Below are 17,574 nucleotides of genomic sequence, written 5' to 3' on the forward strand. Positions count from 1 at the left end.
TCTCTTTTTATATTATCTCTACTACTACTCTTTTTTCTTCTTTAATTGCTGCAGCCTTTACTACGGTCCTAATAGCTTTCGCTATTCTTCCCTGTTTGCCAATAACCTTACCCATGTCATCTTGAGCAACCTTTAGTTCAAGAATAATTGATTGCTCTCCAGCAACTTCATTAACCTTTACTTCTTCAGGATGATCTACAAGGGATTTAGCTATGATTTCAACTAATTCTTTCATATAGTGTCTGTAATTAAATATGTATAATTACAGTGTTCACCTCCAAAAATTACTTGTTAAGGCCTGCTTGGTCGAATAATCTCTTAACTACATCTGTAGGTTGAGCACCATTCTTTAACCATTCAGTAGCTTTTTCTTCGTTTACTTTAACTTCAGCTGGCTCAGCAACTGGGTTATAGTATCCAATTTCTTCGATGAATCTTCCATCTCTAGGACTTCTTGAATCAGCAACTACTATTCTGTAGAAAGGAGCCTTCTTAGCACCCATTCTTCTTAGTCTTATCTTAACTGCCATGTATATTTCACCTCCTTTTAATTTTAGCTATATATTTAACTCATGAAAGGCATTTTTCCAAAAAGACCTTTTTTAGACTTCTTAGTTAATGATTTCATTTGTTTCATGTTTTTCTTCATCATTTCATAGCCTTTTATAAGTTTATTAACTTCTTGAATTGTTGTACCTGCCCCTAATGCTATTCTCTTCTTTCTAGAAGATGAACCAATAACTAAGGAAGGATTTCTTCTTTCTTTAAGTGTCATTGAATGAATGATAGCTGTAGTTTTACCCATCATCTTTTCACTCTTTTCAAGATCAATATCACCTAATTGTTGAGCTCCTGCACCTGGAATCATCTCTAAAATTTTATTTAGAGGCCCTAGCTTTTTCATTTGATCCATTGCTGTTAAATAATCTTCAAAATTAAGATCTGCAGACATCATCTTTTTAGCTAAGTCACCAGCTTCTTCTTCATTAATAGCTTCCTGTGCCTTTTCTATTAAAGATAAAACATCTCCCATCCCTAAAATTCTTGAAGCCATTCTATCTGGATGGAACACTTCAAAGTCGCTCATCTTCTCCCCTACACCAACATACTTAATTGGCTTTTCAGTAATGCTTCTAATAGATAGTGCAGCACCACCTCTTGTATCTCCATCAAGTTTAGTTAAGATAACTCCTGATACATCAAGTTCCTTATTGAAACTCTCTGCAACATTTACAGCATCTTGCCCTGTCATAGAATCTACAACCAATAGTATTTCGTTAGGTTCTACAGCTGTTTTTACATCTTTAAGTTCTTGCATAAGCTCTTCATCAATATGTAGTCTACCAGCTGTATCTATAATAATAACATTATTACCATTTTCTCTTCCTTGTTTTATAGCTGCTTTAGCTATGTCTACCGGAGATATCTTATCTCCCATAGAAAATACAGGAATATCTATTTGTTTTCCAACAACTTGTAATTGTTTAATAGCTGCCGGTCTATAAATATCACAAGCTACTAACAGTGGCTTCTTATTATTCTTTCTAAGCTCTAATGCAAGTTTCCCACACATAGTTGTCTTACCTGCACCCTGTAATCCTACAAGCATTATTACTGTAGGTCCGTAACTTGAATAATTCAATTTACTTTCGCTTCCACCCATAAGATTAGTAAGTTCTTCGTTAACTATCTTTATAACTTGTTGTCCTGGCGTTAAGCTATCTAAAACATCCCCACCAACACACTTTGAGCTAACATTAGATACAAAGGTTTTAACAACCTTATAGTTAACATCTGCTTCTAATAAAGCAAGCTTTACTTCTCTCATGGCTTCCTTTATATCTTTTTCATTAAGCTTTCCTTTTCCCTTTAATTTCTTAAAGGTATTTTGAAGCTTTTCTGCTAATCCTTCAAAAGCCATGTTAAACCTCCTAAATTTATTATAAATCCTCTAATACTAATTTTAAGTTTTCATATTCTTCTGTATCGAAGGAATATTTATCTCTTAGGTTATTCGCAAGATTTATAATTTTTTTTTCACGATTTATACTCTTTTGAAGTAAGTGAAGCTTACTTTCATAGGTTAGAAGTAGTTTGTAACATCTTTTTATTAAATCATGGATAGCTTGACGACTTGTGTTATTCAGTTCAGCTATTTCAGCCAAGGATAAATCCTCGTTATAATAAAGCTCCATAATGTTACTTTGCTTTTCAGTTAGTAATGGACCATAACAATCCATTAGTAATGAAATTTCAACCCTATCTTCCATATAATCACCTTACCCACAAAAGAGATATTAACAGAATTTTTTATAGGTGTCAAGTATTTTTACTTAACACCTATATTTTTTTCTAAAAAAGTGCTTCTGCAAAACTTTCTGCATCAAATTCTTGTAAATCTTCTATTCCTTCTCCAACACCTATATATCTAACTGGGATATTTAAGCTTTGCTTTATTGATATAACTACACCACCCTTTGCAGTACCATCAAGCTTAGTTAATATTATACCGTCTATAGGACAAGCTTCCATAAATTGTTTTGCCTGGATAACTGCATTTTGTCCTGTTGTTCCATCTAAAACTAATAAGGTTTCTTTCTTTGCTTCTCCATACTCCCTATCAATGATTCTATTAATTTTAGCTAATTCATTCATAAGATTTTTTTTATTATGAAGTCTACCTGCAGTATCACAAATTAACAAATCAGCTTTTCTTGCCTTTGCTGCTTGTATGGCATCAAAAACTACAGATGCAGGATCTGATCCTTCTCCATGTTTTATTATATCAACATTTGCTCTTTGACTCCACACTTCTAATTGATCAATTGCAGCTGCTCTAAAGGTATCTGCTGCTGCCATTAGTACCTTCTTCCCTTCTGCTTTATTCTTCGCTGCAAGCTTTCCAATTGAAGTTGTTTTACCAACACCATTTACACCTATAACTAATAATACTTTTTCACAATCTATATCTTCACTATCATTAGTTCCCTCTAATAACATTTCTTTTATAACTTCTTTAAGTGTTGGTATAACCATTTCTGTATCATTAATTTTTTCTTTTCTAATCTTCTCTCTAAGTCGATCTATTATCTCTACTGTTGTATCCATTCCTATATCAGACGTAATAAGTATTTCTTCTAATTCCTCATATAGATCTTCATCAATGGTTACTGCTAATTTAAGAGCTTCATTAATTTTATCTGTTAACCCATCCCTAGTTTTTGCTAAACCTTCTTTTAATTTATTAAAGACATTTCCAAATATAGCCATGATCTTCCTCCTGAATCTACTTACTTAAATCTACTGATACTACTTTCGATATTCCTTTCTCTTCCATAGTAACTCCATACATTACATCACTTGCCTCCATAGTTCCCTTCCTATGAGTAATAACAATGAATTGTATGTCCTGAGAGAATTCTTTTAAGAACTCTGCATATCTAACAACATTTGCGTCATCAAGTGCTGCTTCAATTTCATCTAATATACAGAATGGTGTTGGCTTCATCTTTAAGATTGCAAACATTAGTGCAATTGCAGATAATACCTTTTCCCCACCAGACATAAGATTTATATTTTGAAGTTTCTTACCTGGTGGCTCTACGTTTATATCAATATTAGCCGTAAGTTCATCACCTTCAGATAATATTAGTTCAGCACTACCTCCCTTAAATAGTTCTCTAAAGGTTTCATTAAAGTTTTTATTAAGAATCTTAAAGTTTTCTTTAAATAATTCTTTCATCTTATCAGTCATTTCACCTATAACAGATAATAGTTCCGCCTTCGCCTTCTCTAAATCCTCTTCTTGAGCAGACATAAATTCATACTTCTCTTTTACCTCTTCATATTCTTCTATTGCAGCAAGATTAACTATACCTAATGCGGTTATACTTCTCTTAAGCATTCCTATTTCTTCTTTAAAAACATGTATACTATCTACATCTACTGCTAATTCCATTGCCTCTGCAAGGGTCAAATCCATTTCTTCATTAAGCTTTGTATATAGGTTATCTCTTTCTATTTCACCTTTAGCTCTTTGAATTTCTCTTTTGTTTAATTCTCCCTCTTCCTTATTTATTATGTCTAAGGTTTCAGTAATTAAACTTTCCTTTACCCTAAATTCTTCTTTTAATTTCCCCTTAGATACCTCTTCCTCTTTAAAGGATTCTTCTAACTCTTCTATTCGCTTCTTCTTTAGAGTAATCTTCTCACCTTTTAAGAGTATTTCATTATTTAAATAATCTATATTTTCCTTATTAACCTTATTTTCATCAGCTAATTCATTTGTCTTTAAAATATTCTCTTCTATTTCTCTTTCTTTTCTTGAAAGATCACTAATTTTTCCTGCTAATCCTTCATCTAGTGATGCCTTATTAACTTTTAATTCAGTAAGCTTCTCTCTAATTTCATTTACATTTGTCCTTGCAATTCTTAGTGCTTCTTCTAATTCAGATGCTCTTTCTTTATTCCAAGTATTCTTTCCTTCAATTTTACTTAATTCTGCTGTTCTATCTTTTAAGCTATTATTAAGTTTCTTAACTTCATCTTCATTTCTTATTATTTCACCTTTGGCTACTTCTAAACTATGTCTTAATTTTTCAGCTTCATTTCTTAAAGCCTTTATTTCACTTTCATTCTTAGCAACTTCAATATTCTTAAAATGAATTTCGTCTTTATTATTTAAGATTCCTTCATCCAGATCCCTAACTTTTAATTTTAAACTTTCTACTTCATTTAGCGCTTTTGCAAGCTCTTCTTTTTTATTTTTAAGATTAACTGCAATCTCTTCTATCTCTCTTTTTCTACCTAATATATTTGTATGCTTCCCTTGGATACTACCACCTGTTAGTGCTCCTCCTGGCGCAATTATTTCACCAGTCAATGTAACTATTCTATAGCTATTATTACCTTTCCTTGATATAGCTAAAGCTGAATCCATATCTCTACATACTATAGTTCTTCCAAGAGCATTATTAACAGCCTTCTCATACTTACTAGGATATGTTATTACATCTGCTGCTATCCCTATATATCCATCCATTAGAGTAACTGATTTATCAAGTACTAGCTTATTACCTCTAATATTATTTAAAGGTAAGAATGTAGCTCTACCAATATTATTACTCTTCAAATAATTTATTAAATCCTTAGCTATCTTTTCATTTTCAGTAATAACGTTGGATATACCAGCACCTAATGCTATTTCAATAGCAACCTCATATTCTTTTTTCACTTGAAATATCTCGCCTAAGACCTTGGTTCCCTCAGCATATGGGGTAACTCCCTTTTCTATTCTCTCCATTAAGGTCTTAACTGATCTATTATATCCTTCATAATGTTTTTCAAGATTCGAAAGCATATTTTTATTTGCTTCAAGTCCATTAATCCTTTTATTTATATCTCTTATTTCGCCTTCTTTTCTTGTTACCTTACCAGCTAAATGTGATATTTCTTTTTTCTTCTCAACAATTGCTATCTCTAAGGTTTTAACATCTTCCTTACTTCTCTCTACTTTATTTCTAAGACCTTCTAACGTAGCAATATTAATTTTTATATTCCCATCTATAGATAGCAATGATGCTTTTAAACTTTCTTCTTTCTCTGTTTTAATTTTTATATCATTTGTTATTAATGTTATGCTATTCTTAATTTCTGAATGACCTCTTAATATCTCAAATTCATCTTCTTTTAGCAATTTGAGTTCTTCATCCATCTCGTTAATTTTCTTTATAGCTTCTCCATTATTATCTTCAAGAGAAGATATCTCCTCTTCTTTATTTCTTTGCTCATCCCTTTTTAACAAAAGTTCTTCTTCAAGCTTACTCTTATCATTTTCTAAAAGTGATATCTTCTTTTTTAATTCACCTAAGGTTGATTCATTTCTCTCAATATTTATACTTAGATTTTTTATTCTTTCTTTAAATAATTCTGTATCATTATTAATCTTTGATATTTCCTCTTTTTGAACATAATACTCAGCTCTTTCTTCTGCTGTCTTCTTTTCTATAGCCTCTATAGCTTCTTCTAATTCCCTTAGCTTATCTTTTTCTTCTAATAAAGTCTTCTTTTTATCCTTTAAAGAATTTTCTCTTTTTTCAAGATCTTTATTAAATTCACTTAAGTTTTTTTCCATATCATTTATGTAATGAACTAGAATAGATACTTCTTTTTCCCTTAACTTATCTGAAATATCCTTATATTTCAAGGCCTTTTCTCGCTCAACTCGTAATGGTTCTATTCTTTCTTCATAAGTAGATATTATGTCTCTTATTCTAACAAGATTTCCATCTGTATTAGATAACTTCTTTTCAGCTTCCTCTTTTCTTGATTTATATTTTACTATACCAGCTGCTTCTTCTAATAAAGATCTTCTCTCTTCTGGTTTACCACTTAGTATGGCTTCTATTTTGCCTTGTCCAATTAATGAATACCCTTCTTTACCTATACCAGTGTCCATAAATAATTGTGTTATATCCTTAAGTCTACATTTAGTTCCGTTAATTAAATACTCTGTCTCACCTGATCTAAATATCCTTCTGGATATTGTTACCTCATTATAATCTGTAGATAATGTACCATCCCCATTATCAAGAGTTAATGAAACTTGTGCTAATCCTACTGGTTTTCTAAATTGAGTACCAGCAAATATAACATCCTCCATCTTTCCTCCCCTTAGGGTTTTGACACTTTGTTCACCTAAAACCCATCTAACAGAGTCAGATATATTACTTTTACCACTACCATTTGGCCCAACAACAGCAGTAACACCCTTTTTGAATTTTAATTCCGTCTTATCCGCAAAGGACTTAAATCCTCTTATTTCTAGAGATCTTAAAAACAATCTCCCCACTCCTCACTATTAAAATAACGCTGGAATAAGCATAACTATAAATATTATAGCTAAGAACCCCGCTAATATATATCTTAGTTTATCTCTTGATTTCTTTTTCATATAAATCACTCCTAATCTTCTCTTTATAAGTTTATAGTAAACAGGAGGAAAATTCAATATACCACAGATAACTTCTAGTTTATCTAAAAACTTATTGCTCCTGTTTTACAGTAATATATTAAATCCGTTGCTTTATTGGCAACGGATTGTATATTTATTAATTAAATTGCATAATTGTATATCACAGCTATCTTATACTTTCATATCATAACTTCTATCTAAACTATAATATAATTAAATCTCCTCTTTGAACTGTGTCATTACATTCAACTTTTAAATTATAGCCTTCCTTTAACATTTTATTGAAATAGGTCTTCTTATTTGCGTAAAGCTTACTAATATCTTTACTATTAATTTTTATAGTTCCTTCTTTTTTACCCTTTAATCCGGCTTTAATCCTATCAGCTAATAAACTTCCCTCTACTAATTCTCTAAATGCAGGATGAAATGGTCCATCAATAACATCTTTCCCTTCTGCTATTGTTTCAGTTGGTTGTAGACCTATTCTTATTACCTGAACTCCTGCGCCTGTATACATCTTATACATAACCTTAGATATTTCAACTGCTTCACTTAATGTATATGGCTTATAAATTCCATTCTTATACATAATCTCCATAGGTGTATCTTTTATAACTAAAGCTGGGTAAATCCTGCATATATCTGGCTTCATATTTATTGATTTTCTGACTGTTTCTATATCTCGATCAAAATTATCACAAGGTAATCCCGGCATAATTTGATGACCTAATGTTATTCCATATTCTTTTATAAGCTTTGAAGCTCTTTCTACATCCTCTGCAGTATGTCCTCTCCCTGATGCATGAAGTACTTTATCTTCTAAGGACTGAACTCCCAGTTCAATGATATCAACCTTATATTCCTTTAGATAAGTAAGAATATAATCATCAATATAATCTGGTCTTGTTGACATTCTTATTTTATCAATTAATCCCTTTTCCTTATAATCCTTAGCAATAGTAAGTAACTCCCGTTGTCTTTCCTCTTTTATTGCTGTAAATGTACCTCCAAAGAAGGATATTTCAATTGTCGCATTATCACGATCTATTGTTTTTAAATATTCTTCCACTGTTTCTATAACCTTATCAGTAGTTACTCTTTCCGTAGCTCCTGATATTCTATCTTGATTGCAGAATACACAATCATGGGGACATCCTTCATGAGGTATAAAAAGTGGTATAATAAAATATTTTTTACTCATTAATTACCTCCAAATTTTTTAATGCTTCCCTTGCTGAATTTTGTTCTGCTTCCTTCTTGCTAAAACCTTCACCACGACCCATTACCTTCTCTCCTAATAGTACCGTTACAAAGAATCTTCTTCTATGAGGTGGTCCCTCATACTTTACTAATTCATAGGTTATATTAACCTCTCCATCTTTTTGAAGATATTCTTGAAGCTTAGTTTTGAAATCAAGTATTATTTTATTATTTATTGCTCTATTTATAATATCTTTAAACTGCTCTAGAATAAAATTCCGTGCAGCCTCGATACCTTTATCTAAATAAATTGCTGCAATAACAGCTTCTACAGCATCAGCCTGAATAGACACTCTTTCTCTACCACCAGTAAGCTCTTCTCCTCTGCTCATCCTTATATATGTAGATAGATTTAATTTCCTAGCTATCTCATACAATGAATTTTCACAAACAATTAAACTTCTTATTTTTGTAAGCTCACCTTCTGCCTTGTTTTTATTATTCTTAAATAGATATTCTGTTATGGTAAGCTGTAATACAGAATCTCCTAAAAATTCTAACCTTTCATTATACTCCGCCTCTTTAAACTGCTTTGCATAAGAACTATGTGTTAGAGCTGTCCTAATAAATTCTTCATTTTCAAACTTAATTCCTAAGGACTCCTCTAACTTTATTAAATTTGTATTTTTCATTGTCCCTCTCCTCTAAGTTTATTCTTCAACTTTTAGATCACTAATAAATTCAAGAATAAACTAAAATACAAAATCCCGCTTTTATGCGGGATTAAACTATTCCTCGTGATTTGCTTTTACGTAATTTACTACGTCTCCAACTGTTTTAAAGTTTTCAACAACTTCATCTGGTATTTCCATATCTAGTTCATCTTCTAGTGCCATTATAAGTTCTACAATGTCTAATGAATCCGCATTTAAGTCATCTATAAATGATGAATCTAAAGTAATTTCTTCAATATTAATACTTAATTTGTCAGCTATAATTTCTTGAATTTTTTCAAACATTATATTCACCTCCTAAGTCTTCAATTAGATAATATTATATATAAATATATTCGTCAATATACCATAAAAATTTTCTATTAATAATTTATTCTGCTAATTGGTTTTTAATTTTTTCTAATATTTCTCTATCATTGAATATCTTAGTTTGTCTAATTGCATTTTTAAAGGCTTTCCCATCAGAACTTCCGTGAGCCTTTATGCATATACCATTTACTCCTAAGAATGGTGCTCCTCCAACTTCTTTGTAGTCAAACTTAACCATAAGTTTCTTAAATACAGGCTTTAAAAGTAAAGCTCCAACCTTTGAGATAGGTGATGAGGAGTAAATCTCATCTTTAATCATTCCTAGTAAGCTAGATGCAGATCCTTCATACATCTTTAACACTGTATTTCCTACAAATCCATCAGTTACTAATACATTAACCTCACCTTTAGGTATTTCTCTCGGCTCTACGTTACCTACAAAGTTGAAATCTTCTTTCTTAAGCAATTGATATGTTTCTTTAGTAAGTTCATTACCTTTTTCTTCTTCTGCTCCAATATTAACAAGACCTACGGAAGTATTTTTAGTATCATACATACTTTCATAATAAATCTTTCCCATCTTTGCAAATTGAACTAGGTATTGTGGTTTACAATCAACGTTTGCACCAACATCAACGACCATGAAATTACCTTTTCTTCCAGGCATTATAGGTGCTAAAGCAGGTCTATCTACCCCTTTTACTCTTCCTATAATAAGAGTACATCCCGCAAGGAATGCTCCTGTGCTCCCCCCGGATATAATAGCTTCACACTCACCTTCTTTAACAAGATTTAGTGCTTTAACAATGCTTGATTCCTTTTTCTTTCTTAGGGCCATAACTGGGTGTTCATTAGGAGATATTACTTCATTAGCATTAACTACTGTTAACCTTTCTTTTGGATAGTTATGCTTAGATAATTCAGCTTTAATCGCCTCTTCTGGACCTGTAATATACATATGTAGGTCATTATATTCATTTAAGGCTTGAACAACGCCATCCACTACAGCTTGTGGTGCATGATCGCCCCCCATTCCATCTATAGCTATCTTCATAATCTTCCCTCCTTTTTTCCCCTATATACAAAGAAAAGAAAGTCAAATGACTTTCTTTTATTCAGCAGCAACTACTACTTCTTTACCCTTATAGTAACCACAACTCTTACATACTCTATGAGCAAGTTTCATTTCGTGGCATTGAGGACACTCAACTATACCAGGTATGCTTGCCTTAAAAGTTTGAGCTCTTCTTGAATCTCTTTTAGCTTTATATGTCTTTCTTGCTGGATTTCCCATCATTACACCTCCTTATTATTTAAAAGCGCCTTTAGCCCTGCTAATCTAAGATCTATATCTTCATTATCGCAGTTGCATGCTTCCTTATTTTGGTTCGCACCGCAGCTTTGGCATAGACCTTTGCAGTTTTCACTACAAAGTCTCTTAATAGGTAAGGTTGAAATTATTGCATTTTCAACTATTTCAGTGATGTCTAAAACATCATCCTTTACAAATAGTGCCTCATCATTTTCATTAATCTCAGCATTATTTGTAAACCTTTCTTCTATATCAATATCTATTGGATAGATAAAGGTCTCTAAGCATCTAGAACATCTAAGTTCTAATTCAGTTTTAACACTAGCTTGCATTACAACTATTTCATCATCTGTTGTAACTTCACCTAAAACTTCCACTTCTTTAGTAGGTTTTATTTTATCTCCTTCGAAATAAAATGGCTCAATTACAAAGTTATACGAAATATTTTTTTTTCTTTCTCTTCTTGAAATAAGATCTGAAATTTGTATCTTCATAAAAAACGACTCTTTTTGAGCCTTTTCCACTCCTTAACTAAAATATTTACTGAATAAACACAATTTATTATATAAACTGGCTGATTAAAAGTCAAGGGCTTAATTTAACAATTCTAATGTTTCTTTTGCAATCATAAGCTCTTCATTAGTAGGAATAACATAAATTTTTACTTTTGAGCTATCTTTTGAAACTAAAGCAAGATCACCAAAAACTTTATTCTTCTCTTTATCAATTTCTATTCCCATAAATTCTAGTCCCTCTACACAACCTTCTCTAGTTTCTATAGAGTTTTCTCCAACACCCGCGGTGAATACTATAGCATCTACACCACCCATTGCAGCAGTATATGCTCCAATTTGTGTTCTAACCTTATAATTAAAGATATCTATAGCTAATGTAGCTCTTTCATTTCCCTTATTATATGCTGCATCTTTTATATCTCTAAAATCAGAACTTACTCCAGAAATTCCATATATACCAGATTCTTTATTTAATATGTTATTAACTTCTTCACTAGAATAACCTAATTCATTTATTAAATACATAACAATTGCTGGATCTATGCTTCCTGATCTAGTTCCCATTGCTATTCCTTCTAAAGGTGTAAATCCCATAGTTGTGTCTATAGATTTACCGTTTTTAACAGCTGTTATACTTGCACCATTACCTAAATGACATGTAATTATTTTCAAATCTTCTATATTTTTATCCATTGCCTTAGCAACTTCCATAGCTACATATTTATGGCTAGTTCCGTGGAACCCATATTTTCTTATACCATGTTTTTCATATAATTCATATGGTAAAGGATATATGTATGCTTCCTTTGGCATTGTACCGTGGAATGCAGTATCAAATACAACAGTCATTGGTGTATTAGGCATTAAGGCTTTACAAGCTTCAATTCCTATTATATTTGGTCTATTATGTAGCGGTGCTAATTTAACACACTCTTCTAAATAATCCATCACTTCTTGATTTACAATTACAGATTTAGAATATTTTTCACCACCGTGAACAACTCTATGTCCTACCGCTGTAATTTCATCCATACTCTTGATTACACCGTTTGTAGAATCAATTAATGCTTCTAAAACATATTTAATAGCATCTTCATGATCTTTCATTGGTTTTTCAACTATATATTTAGCTCTACCTTCCACCTTTTGTGTAAGTATTGAACCATCGATTCCTATTCTTTCTACTAAACCTTGCGCAATAGCATCCTCGTTTCTCATATCAATTAGTTGATACTTTAAAGATGAACTTCCACAATTAATAACTAAAATTTTCATTTTTATGCCCCCTAATATAATTACTTATTTGTACTTTGTGCTTGAACAGCAGTAATAGCAACTACTTTTACTATATCTTCTGAACTACACCCTCTTGATAAGTCATTTATAGGTTTAGCAAAACCTTGACATATTGGTCCTACTGCTTCAGCATTAGCAAATCTTTGAACTAATTTATAACCTATATTTCCTGATTGTAAGTCTGGGAATACTAATACATTTGCCTTACCAGCAACTTTGCTATTCGGAGCTTTTTGATCAGCAACCTTTTCAACTATAGCAGCATCTAATTGCATTTCTCCATCTATTAATAAATCTGGTCTTAAAGCCTTAGCCTTTTCGGTAGCAACTCTAACTTTGCTAACTAGCTCATGATCTGCACTTCCCATAGTTGAGAATGATAACATAGCTACCCTTGGCTCAACCTTACATAAATTCTTTGCAGTATCTGCTGTTGCTATTGCAATAGCTGCTAACTGATCTTCAGTTGGATTTGGATTTACAGCACAGTCTGAGAATAATAACATTCCTTCTTCTCCATACTTAGATCCTGGCACCATCATAATAAAGAAACTTGATACTACAGAAACTCCTGGAGCCGTCTTTATTATTTGTAATCCTGGTCTTAATAAATCTCCTGTAGTGTGAATAGCACCTGATACCATTCCATCAGCATCATCCATCTTCACCATCATTGTTCCAAAATATAAGGGATCTCTAACGATTTTTTCTGCTTTACTTATTGTCATCCCTTTACTTTTTCTTAACTCATAAAAACTTTCGATATATGCCCCAAGCTTATCAGATTTAGCGGGATTTATAATCTCTACTCCGCTTAAATCTACATCTAGTTCTTTAGCTTTATTTAAAATTTCTTCATCGTCACCTATTAATACGGGATAAGCAAACCCTTGCTTATGTATTTCTTCAGCGGCAACGATTGTTCTTTCTTCATTACCTTCTGGAAGTACGATTCTTTTTCTATCTGCCTTTGCTACTTCCAAAATTTTGTTCATAAGTTCCATGTTCATTTCTCCTTTCAAAGACCCGATTGTCTCTTCTATTATACTATACTCCTATATAGGTCTTTATTTCAACATAAAAACGCTTATTTTCCAAAGTCTTTAGATTTCCAATTATCTTAATTATCAGATAAATTGCTTGCTAATAATGTTTTAGTCTAACTTCTTAACTTTGTGATATAATTACAATTAGATTTTCCACGAAGGAGGATTTTTATGAATATAACAGGAATAATCACAGAATACAACCCTTTTCATCTTGGTCATAAACTTCATCTTGAAAGTGCACGTAAAGATACTAATTCTGATGCTATTATATGTATAATGAGCGGAAACTTTATGCAAAGAGGTATGCCTTCAATTATAGATAAATGGAATAGAGCTAAAATAGCAATTGCTAACGGAGTAGATCTTGTAATAGAATTACCCCTTAAATGTTCTATATCATCAGCTGAAGGCTTCGCAAGTGGTGCTGTAAGTATATTAGAATCTACAGGTGTAGTTAATAATCTATACTTTGGCAGTGAGCATGGGAGTATTACTGAATTAGATATATTAGCCTCCACCATAATTGATGAACCTAATGAATTTAAATTTATTATGAAAAATGAGTTGGATAAAGGATTACCTTTTCATACAGCTAGAAAAGCTGCTTTAGAAACTTTTCTTCCTAATGTAGCCTGTAGTGATATCTTATCTAACTCAAACAATATCTTAGCCATTGAGTATATAAAGGCTTTAAAGAAGATAAATAGCAATATCTTACCTTATACTTTAAAAAGAGCAGGGGCTAATTATAATGATGTTGAAGTGAAAAGTAAATTCCCTTCCGCCACTTCAATAAGAGCTACTTTAAAGAATGATGGTGATTTATCCTCACTAAAATCAACAATGCCAGAAGAATCATATAAAGGAATAAGCAATCTACTTTCTAACAACTATCCTATGATATATCCTGAGGATATTTTTCCTTTTTTAAAATACAAAATTTTAACTGAAGGTAATAAACTTTCACTTCTTCCTGAAGTTAGAGAAGGATTGGATAATAAAATAATAAAAGAGATTGTGAATTCCAATAGCTTAGATGAACTAATTTTAAAAGTTAAAAGTAAAAGATATACATACACTCGTATTAGTAGAATATTAACAGCTTTTTTCATTGGGCTTGAGAATTATCCTAATTATGAAGAACTATCTAATTATAATTATATAAGGCCCCTTGCTTTCAATGAAAAAGGAAGCAAATTACTAAAAGAAATTAAGAAAAAAAATAATGTGAGTATTATAACTAAGATTCCAAAGAAAATAGATAATCCTTTATTATCATTAGATTTACTTGGAACCAAAGCTTATTCTGTATTAAATAATGCAATATCACCCTATGAAGATTATTTAAAAAGTCCATTTTTTTTAAAGTAAGGATAATATAAATTAGCCATAAGAAATATAAATACTATAGATAGGAGTGATTTCGTGATTAGTATTTTTTTCTTATGGCTATTAATTATTCTTTTAATTCAAATTTTATTTAAACTTATAAATATAACAAAAAATCAAATTATCTGTTTTTTTATAAGTTTATTAATTATTCTATTTGCTGTAAATTTAAAAGTATCCATGGCAGCAGCAATTGAAGGGGCCAATCTTTGGTTTAAGGCAATGTTACCCACATTATTTCCTTTTCTTGTAATATGTAATTTACTTATATCCTATGATGGTATTTCTATTTATTCAAAACTCTTAGGCCCATTGCTATGCCGTCCACTAGGACTTTCAAAGAATTGCTCTTTTCCCTTAGCTGCAAGTTTTTTATGTGGCTATCCACTAGGAGCTAAGTACTGTTCTGACATCTATGATCTTGGATATATAGATAGAAAGGAATATATAAGATTACTTAATATAGCTTCAAATTGCGGTCCTTTGTTTATTATAGGTTCTGTAAGTGCTGCTATGCTTGGTAACATTAAATTTGGATACTTACTTCTAATCCCTAATTATTTATCCCTTATAATAATTGGATTTATTACAAAAGGAAAAAAACCACTGTCAAAGCCAACTAGTTTTATTCCACCTACTCCCAATAAAAACTTTGGGCAAGCTTTTAAAGATGCCATTGAAAATGCTTTAACTACAACTATATCTGTTGGGGGATTCATAATTATTTTCTCTGTAGTTATTGGCATAATAAAAAATAATGCTCCTATAAGCATTATTTTTAACAACATAGAATCCTATGTAAATCTACCAAAAGATTCCCTATATGCATTTTTTTTAGGAAGTATTGAAATAACTAACGGCTGCAACATACTTGCTACCTCATCCTTAACTATACCATTGAAGTTAAGTATTATAAGTTTCCTATGCTCATTTTCCGGACTATCAATAATAGCACAAGTAAGCTCATTTACAAGCAAACACCATGTACCTATAATAAAATATATCCTTTTAAAGTTTTTCCAAGGTATCATAAGTTTTCTTATAACTCTTGGTATATCAAATTTTTTTCTCGGAAGTATAACAACTTCAACATCAAATACACTAGCATCATTAGATGCTTATATGTACTTTATTCCAATTGTTATTTTACTTATTCTTGCATTTATCGAATTTGTAATGAAAAACTTATTTTTTCATGTCTCTTAATTCTTTAATGTTATCTTTAATGGTAGAGCTTATCCCAGTAAGGTCCTTATCTATTTCACCTGCTACAGACTCAAAACTAACTTGAAGCGCCTTAATAAGCTCTACTTTTTTAGCTTCAAGTTCCCTATCTAATTCTGTTAATATCTCATCTGAATAATCTCTTGACCCAAGTCTTATAGCTTTTGCATCTCTTTTTGCTGCTGCTACTATTTCTTGTCCCCTAATTTTTGCTTCTTTCACAACATCATGATTTTCAACATTCTGTCTCATCATTTCCATTGTTTCTTTTTTTACTGAATCGTACTCTTTTTTTGCCTCACTAAGAATTCTCTCTCTTTCATTCATAACCCATTGTGCTTTTTTAAATTGATCTGGTAGATAATTAATTATTTGATCAATTACATCTAATATTTCTTTTCTATCAACCATAGTTTTCCCACTAATAGGTACCTTAGGCGAATTCTCAATTAAATCCTGAAGATATTCTAATAATTCTACAATGTTTACGTCCATATTTTTGTCCACACTGCCACCCCTTCTCTTATTTCTTTGCCCTATCTATAACATCTGATATAACTGCATCAGGTACTAACCCTTCTATGCAACCACCAAATTTAGCAACCTGTTTTACTGCTGAAGAACTTAAATATGAATACTGTGCTGAAGTCATCATAAATAAAGTTTCAACATCTGGATCTAACTTATTATTCATAAGAGCCATTTGAAATTCATACTCAAAATCTGAAAAAGCCCTTAATCCCTTTAATATAACATTAGCATCGTAATGCTTCATAAAATCAATTAGTAATCCATTAAAGCTTACAACTTCAACATTAGGTAAATCCTTTGTTACCCTTTCTATAAGTTCAACTCTTTCTTCAATATCAAAAAGCCCCTTCTTATCAACATTAACCAAAACCCCAACAATCAGTTTGTCAAAAACCTTTGAACCCCTAGATATAATATCTAAATGTCCATTAGTAATTGGATCAAAGCTTCCCGGGTAAACCGCGATTCTCATCCCACTCCTCCTTAATACTGGTAGAAGCAAACTGTTGTATTTCCATATTTCTTGCTTCTTGTAAGTCTTATATCTTCATATCCTTCATAAACTTCTTCTATACTATCAATCTTTGTTACAATAATTCCATCCTCAGAAAGCATATTATGCTCTTTTATTACCTTCATTGCATCTGGAATCATTTCTTTACAATAAGGTGGATCTATAAAAATTATGTCAAATTTCTTTTCTTTTCTTGCAAGCATTTTTAATGCTTCATATGAATCCATATTTAATGGATTACAGAAATCTTCAAATTTTAAATTTTGAACATTCTCTTTTAAAAGTGGGAAAGTCACTGAACTTTTATCAATTAAATAAACTTCCTTTGCTCCTCTACTTGCTGCTTCTAACCCTAAGCTACCTGTTCCTGCAAAAACATCAACAACTACAGCATCAGGAATATATCCTTGAATCATGCTAAACATTGCCTCTTTAACTCTATCTAAAGTTGGTCTCGTTTCCATTGTTGCAGGAGGAATTAACTTGCGTCCTTTTGCTTTTCCTGCTATAATTCTCACTTTTTCATCC

19 protein-coding genes are annotated in these 17,574 nt (G+C 31.4%); 2 read left to right on the forward strand and 17 right to left on the reverse strand.

Features of this window, described 5'->3' with window-relative positions:
• Positions 1–7: 7 nt before the first annotated feature.
• The 14 genes from ACSYT2_RS08400 to pta form a co-directional block, all read right to left on the reverse strand.
• On the reverse strand, positions 8–235 hold the full coding sequence (locus ACSYT2_RS08400; RefSeq protein WP_430854780.1) for a KH domain-containing protein: 228 nt from the start codon (positions 233–235) through the stop codon (positions 8–10).
• Between the two features lie 49 nt (positions 236–284).
• Complete coding sequence (rpsP, locus tag ACSYT2_RS08405; RefSeq protein WP_430854781.1) at positions 285–530, reverse strand: 30S ribosomal protein S16; 246 nt, start codon at positions 528–530, stop codon at positions 285–287.
• Positions 531–565: 35 nt separating this feature from the next.
• A complete protein-coding gene (gene ffh / locus ACSYT2_RS08410) occupies positions 566–1,921 on the reverse strand; it encodes a signal recognition particle protein (RefSeq protein WP_430854782.1) in 1,356 nt (451 codons plus the stop codon).
• Positions 1,922–1,940: 19 nt separating this feature from the next.
• A complete protein-coding gene (locus ACSYT2_RS08415; protein WP_430854783.1) occupies positions 1,941–2,270 on the reverse strand; it encodes a putative DNA-binding protein in 330 nt (109 codons plus the stop codon).
• 82 nt (positions 2,271–2,352) lie between these two features.
• Positions 2,353–3,264: a signal recognition particle-docking protein FtsY gene (gene ftsY, locus ACSYT2_RS08420; RefSeq protein WP_430855749.1), complete on the reverse strand. Its 912-nt coding sequence runs from the start codon at positions 3,262–3,264 to the stop codon at positions 2,353–2,355.
• A gap of 22 nt (positions 3,265–3,286) precedes the next feature.
• A complete protein-coding gene (gene smc / locus ACSYT2_RS08425) occupies positions 3,287–6,841 on the reverse strand; it encodes a chromosome segregation protein SMC (RefSeq protein ID WP_430854784.1) in 3,555 nt (1,184 codons plus the stop codon).
• Between the two features lie 334 nt (positions 6,842–7,175).
• Positions 7,176–8,174: an elongator complex protein 3 gene (locus ACSYT2_RS08430; RefSeq protein WP_438384529.1), complete on the reverse strand. Its 999-nt coding sequence runs from the start codon at positions 8,172–8,174 to the stop codon at positions 7,176–7,178.
• A complete protein-coding gene (gene rnc, locus ACSYT2_RS08435) occupies positions 8,167–8,865 on the reverse strand; it encodes a ribonuclease III (RefSeq protein WP_430854786.1) in 699 nt (232 codons plus the stop codon). The genes ACSYT2_RS08430 and rnc overlap by 8 nt, the downstream gene beginning before the upstream one ends.
• Before the next feature lie 96 nt (positions 8,866–8,961).
• Positions 8,962–9,192: an acyl carrier protein gene (acpP, locus tag ACSYT2_RS08440; RefSeq protein WP_430854787.1), complete on the reverse strand. Its 231-nt coding sequence runs from the start codon at positions 9,190–9,192 to the stop codon at positions 8,962–8,964.
• Between the two features lie 85 nt (positions 9,193–9,277).
• Entirely contained in the window at positions 9,278–10,270 is a 993-nt protein-coding gene (gene plsX, locus ACSYT2_RS08445) for a phosphate acyltransferase PlsX (RefSeq protein WP_430854788.1), read from the reverse strand.
• A gap of 57 nt (positions 10,271–10,327) precedes the next feature.
• The gene (rpmF, locus tag ACSYT2_RS08450) at positions 10,328–10,510 is read right to left on the reverse strand and encodes a 50S ribosomal protein L32 (RefSeq protein WP_430855750.1); all 183 of its coding nucleotides are present in this window, start codon (positions 10,508–10,510) and stop codon (positions 10,328–10,330) included.
• Positions 10,511–10,512: 2 nt separating this feature from the next.
• Positions 10,513–11,022 (reverse strand): YceD family protein, encoded by a 510-nt coding sequence (locus ACSYT2_RS08455; protein ID WP_430854789.1) that lies wholly within the window; start codon positions 11,020–11,022, stop codon positions 10,513–10,515.
• A 99-nt stretch (positions 11,023–11,121) separates the two neighbouring features.
• Positions 11,122–12,318: an acetate kinase gene (locus ACSYT2_RS08460; RefSeq protein WP_430854790.1), complete on the reverse strand. Its 1,197-nt coding sequence runs from the start codon at positions 12,316–12,318 to the stop codon at positions 11,122–11,124.
• Between the two features lie 20 nt (positions 12,319–12,338).
• A complete protein-coding gene (gene pta, locus ACSYT2_RS08465; RefSeq protein ID WP_430854791.1) occupies positions 12,339–13,343 on the reverse strand; it encodes a phosphate acetyltransferase in 1,005 nt (334 codons plus the stop codon).
• Between the two features lie 213 nt (positions 13,344–13,556).
• Between pta and ACSYT2_RS08470 the strand changes: the two genes are divergently transcribed.
• Both ACSYT2_RS08470 and ylbJ read left to right on the forward strand, forming a co-directional pair.
• On the forward strand, positions 13,557–14,759 hold the full coding sequence (locus tag ACSYT2_RS08470; RefSeq protein WP_438384530.1) for a nucleotidyltransferase: 1,203 nt from the start codon (positions 13,557–13,559) through the stop codon (positions 14,757–14,759).
• Positions 14,760–14,813: 54 nt separating this feature from the next.
• Entirely contained in the window at positions 14,814–15,983 is a 1,170-nt protein-coding gene (ylbJ, locus tag ACSYT2_RS08475) for a sporulation integral membrane protein YlbJ (RefSeq protein WP_438384531.1), read from the forward strand.
• On the opposite strand, the gene ACSYT2_RS08480 is transcribed toward ylbJ, so the two are convergent.
• Genes ACSYT2_RS08480 through rsmD form a run of 3 tightly spaced genes read right to left on the reverse strand, consistent with a single transcriptional unit; the run spans position 15,963 to position 17,564 of the window.
• Positions 15,963–16,496, reverse strand: coding sequence for an ATPase (locus tag ACSYT2_RS08480; RefSeq protein ID WP_430855751.1), 534 nt, complete (start codon positions 16,494–16,496; stop codon positions 15,963–15,965). The genes ylbJ and ACSYT2_RS08480 overlap by 21 nt on opposite strands.
• A gap of 28 nt (positions 16,497–16,524) precedes the next feature.
• Positions 16,525–17,004: a pantetheine-phosphate adenylyltransferase gene (gene coaD, locus ACSYT2_RS08485; protein ID WP_430854794.1), complete on the reverse strand. Its 480-nt coding sequence runs from the start codon at positions 17,002–17,004 to the stop codon at positions 16,525–16,527.
• Positions 17,005–17,015: 11 nt separating this feature from the next.
• Positions 17,016–17,564 (reverse strand): 16S rRNA (guanine(966)-N(2))-methyltransferase RsmD, encoded by a 549-nt coding sequence (rsmD, locus tag ACSYT2_RS08490; RefSeq protein WP_430854795.1) that lies wholly within the window; start codon positions 17,562–17,564, stop codon positions 17,016–17,018.
• Between the last annotated feature and the right edge of the window lie 10 nt (positions 17,565–17,574).

Origin of the sequence: Clostridium zhoujianii (assembly GCF_051590805.1) — a bacterium.
In the GTDB taxonomy this organism is placed as follows: domain Bacteria; phylum Bacillota; class Clostridia; order Clostridiales; family Clostridiaceae; genus Clostridium.

Coding starts and splice junctions, on each gene's coding strand:
- ACSYT2_RS08400 (WP_430854780.1), bottom strand. CDS start 235: ATGAAAGAATTAGTTGAAATCATAGCTAAATCCCTTGTAGATCATCCT.
- rpsP (WP_430854781.1), bottom strand. CDS start 530: ATGGCAGTTAAGATAAGACTAAGAAGAATGGGTGCTAAGAAGGCTCCT.
- ffh (WP_430854782.1), bottom strand. CDS start 1,921: ATGGCTTTTGAAGGATTAGCAGAAAAGCTTCAAAATACCTTTAAGAAA.
- ACSYT2_RS08415 (WP_430854783.1), bottom strand. CDS start 2,270: ATGGAAGATAGGGTTGAAATTTCATTACTAATGGATTGTTATGGTCCA.
- ACSYT2_RS08430 (WP_438384529.1), bottom strand. CDS start 8,174: ATGAGTAAAAAATATTTTATTATACCACTTTTTATACCTCATGAAGGA.
- rnc (WP_430854786.1), bottom strand. CDS start 8,865: ATGAAAAATACAAATTTAATAAAGTTAGAGGAGTCCTTAGGAATTAAG.
- acpP (WP_430854787.1), bottom strand. CDS start 9,192: ATGTTTGAAAAAATTCAAGAAATTATAGCTGACAAATTAAGTATTAAT.
- plsX (WP_430854788.1), bottom strand. CDS start 10,270: ATGAAGATAGCTATAGATGGAATGGGGGGCGATCATGCACCACAAGCT.
- rpmF (WP_430855750.1), bottom strand. CDS start 10,510: ATGGGAAATCCAGCAAGAAAGACATATAAAGCTAAAAGAGATTCAAGA.
- ACSYT2_RS08455 (WP_430854789.1), bottom strand. CDS start 11,022: ATGAAGATACAAATTTCAGATCTTATTTCAAGAAGAGAAAGAAAAAAA.
- ACSYT2_RS08460 (WP_430854790.1), bottom strand. CDS start 12,318: ATGAAAATTTTAGTTATTAATTGTGGAAGTTCATCTTTAAAGTATCAA.
- pta (WP_430854791.1), bottom strand. CDS start 13,343: ATGGAACTTATGAACAAAATTTTGGAAGTAGCAAAGGCAGATAGAAAA.
- ACSYT2_RS08470 (WP_438384530.1), top strand. CDS start 13,557: ATGAATATAACAGGAATAATCACAGAATACAACCCTTTTCATCTTGGT.
- ACSYT2_RS08480 (WP_430855751.1), bottom strand. CDS start 16,496: ATGGACGTAAACATTGTAGAATTATTAGAATATCTTCAGGATTTAATT.
- coaD (WP_430854794.1), bottom strand. CDS start 17,004: ATGAGAATCGCGGTTTACCCGGGAAGCTTTGATCCAATTACTAATGGA.